Here is a 740-nt window from a genome sequence, read left to right as displayed (position 1 = left end):
AATGGGGCTAAAGCCCCACGAGGCGCTTTTCCTCCCCGCGCTAAAGCGACGGGGATTCCAAGCTACCGAAAGTTTTACTTGATTGCAGTTCTGGGTCGTTTCCGGTGGCTAACACTTGTTGCAACCGTTCCATCCCTCGTTCGGTGAGACGAATTAAGTCAGACAGAAGGCGGTTGAATTGCTTTTCAGTCAGGGGCGCATCTTCTAAGGGAAGATTGACGCTGGTTCTCACTTCGCCGTCGCTGGGGTTGTATTGCCACCGCAAAAGTTTCACTTCCCAGGCGATGGCTAGCATGGTTTGGAAGGCTACGCCTTTGTAGACGTGGTCTTTGATTGATAACAGTTGGGGGATAAATAAGGATAGATACTTGCCATCCTCTTGGAGTTGGATAACAATGACGAATTTATCGACGGTTTCTGAGTTCACGGCGGTGATAATGCGATTTTCCTGGGGTTCCAGGTGATAGCGCCAGTCGCGATTGTCTAGGAAGCTGGCGATTTGTTGGAGGTTGGTTGCCATGGGGGGAACTCCTTGTTTTTGGTTTGCTATTTTTCTAACGGTGGTTTGGGCAAAATTTATGCAGTGGGGTGGGGAAATTTTTCTGGGATGGTTCTCCGATGGGTTTGCGATACCCAATCCGTACTGGCAAGACCCGATAATGCCAGCGGGGAAGAACCCCCTGTTGTCCGCATTGGTAAGGGAGACGGTTGGGGTTATGTTTGTGGTTTAGCAATATCGG

At 50.1% G+C, this 740-nt stretch carries 1 protein-coding gene; it reads right to left on the bottom strand.

The window, feature by feature from the left end:
- Positions 1–40: 40 nt before the first annotated feature.
- Positions 41–520, bottom strand: coding sequence for a hypothetical protein (locus AS151_RS20355; RefSeq protein ID WP_244533095.1), 480 nt, complete (start codon positions 518–520; stop codon positions 41–43).
- Positions 521–740: the final 220 nt, after the last annotated feature.

The sequence above is a fragment of the Geitlerinema sp. PCC 9228 genome (assembly GCF_001870905.1).
GTDB lineage: Bacteria > Cyanobacteriota > Cyanobacteriia > Cyanobacteriales > PCC-9228 > PCC-9228.
This window is presented reverse-complemented; position numbering and strand designations above follow the sequence as displayed.

Bases quoted from the DNA above. Each gene is read 5' to 3' on its own strand.
- AS151_RS20355 (WP_244533095.1), bottom strand. From the start codon at position 520: ATGGCAACCAACCTCCAACAAATCGCCAGCTTCCTAGACAATCGCGAC.